2 protein-coding genes are annotated in these 1,661 nt (G+C 49.1%); both read right to left on the bottom strand.

Features of this window, described 5'->3' with window-relative positions; translation table 11 throughout:
- On the bottom strand, window positions 1-841 hold an 841-nt coding region (locus R7E47_RS24195), incomplete at its 3' end, for a DHH family phosphoesterase (protein WP_318085203.1).
- Between the two features lie 45 nt (window positions 842-886).
- Window positions 887-1,661, bottom strand: a 775-nt coding sequence (dsbC, locus tag R7E47_RS24190; RefSeq protein WP_318085201.1) for a bifunctional protein-disulfide isomerase/oxidoreductase DsbC, incomplete at its 5' end; no start/stop codon positions are given.

Here is a 1,661-nt window from a genome sequence, read left to right as displayed (position 1 = left end):
CGAAGTCCGATGCCACCAAACGTCGCGCATCGCGTTTCGCCACTTCAATCAGTGCCTGAATACCTGGGCGCGCTTTCCCCGCACGAATACGCTGCAAACCTTGATGCACCAGAATTCGGTTGTTCTCATCAAGCGGCACAACATCAGCAACAGTGCCCAGTGCGACAAGGTCGATCAGCTCCATCAGTTTCGGCTCTTGCATGCCTTGCTGAGCAAACCAGTTGTGTTTGCGCATGTGGACACACAACGCCATCATCAGATAGAACGCCACACCAACGCCAGCCAACGCTTTAGAAGGAAACGCACAACTGTCGAGGTTTGGGTTCACCATCGCATCCACTTCTGGCAGAACTTGTCCTGGCAAATGGTGGTCTGTCACCAATACGGTAATGCCATTTTCTTTGGCGTAGCGCACACCTTCAATCGACGATACGCCATTGTCGACCGTCATGATCATTTCTGCGCCAAGTTCCAATGCTTGATCGACCACCTCTGGGCTCAAACCGTAGCCATCTTCAAAGCGGTTCGGCACCAAGTAATCGACGTTATTGCTGCCAAGCATACGCAATGCCAATACAGAAAGAGCAGAACTCGTTGCGCCATCTGCGTCAAAGTCACCCACCACGATGATGCGTTTTTGCTCTTGAATCGCTTGGAACAATAACTCAACCGCCTGCTCAATGCCGCCAAGCTTTTGGTACGAATGCAATCCACGAGCAGAGGTTTCTAGCTGCGCGATGTCAGTAATACCGCGATTGATGTAAATGCGTTTTAAGATCGGAGGAATGGAATCTGGGAGAAGGGAAAGATCCGGTTCGGGACGTCGTTGAATTTCTATCATGCTTGAAAAGAGCCGACTATTGCGTCGGCTCTGCTCCTTAAAGGATTACAGTTGCTCTAAACGTTTCAGTAGTTCAGCTGGCGGTAAGTAACCACCAACCATCTCACCGTTTGGAAGGAAGATTGCAGGTGTACCTGAAATACCTAACTGACGACCAACGTTGTAGTGCGCTTGGATGGTCTCTTTACATTGTTCAAGATCTTTTGCTGGATTATCGAAAGTACGGCTCACTTTCGCGTTATGCATCGCCGCTTTTGGATCTTCTGCACACCAAATCGTTGCCATTTGCTCAGCAACAGGCCCTGTCGCACCTTGGCGAGGGTATGCCATGTAACGCACAGTAATACCTAGATCATTGTAGCCCTGCATTTGGTTATGCAGACGAACACAGTAGCCACAAGTGATGTCAGTAAACACAGTCACCACGTACTTTTCGTTGTCCGCTTTGTATTCGATCATGCTGTCTGCAAACTTGGCAATTTTCTCAGCATTCAAAGGCGCTTGGCGTTCTGCAAGTACGTCTTTGTAACCGCCGTTGTCATCAATCGCGTATAGCGTACCTGCAATAAAGTGATCGCCATTGTTTGACGCAAACAATATGCCGCCGTTGGTTTGAATTTCTAGCAGGCCCGCCACATCTGAAGGTTGAATATCAATAATAGACAGACCTAGTTTCGAGAACTTCGCTTTTAGCGCCGCTTCATCAAAGTGTTGTTGCGCAGTTGGCGCAGCCTGTTGTGCAGGAGTTTCGGTTTTTGCCTGACTTTCTTCCGCACCACACGCGGTAATAAAGAATGGTAAAGTCAGCAGAGTTAGTCGG

It is taken from the genome of Vibrio sp. Vb1026 (genome assembly GCF_033338745.1).
Taxonomy (GTDB): domain Bacteria; phylum Pseudomonadota; class Gammaproteobacteria; order Enterobacterales; family Vibrionaceae; genus Vibrio; species Vibrio alginolyticus.
Note: the sequence above shows the minus strand (reverse complement) of the source record. Positions and strands in the feature narration are given on the sequence as shown.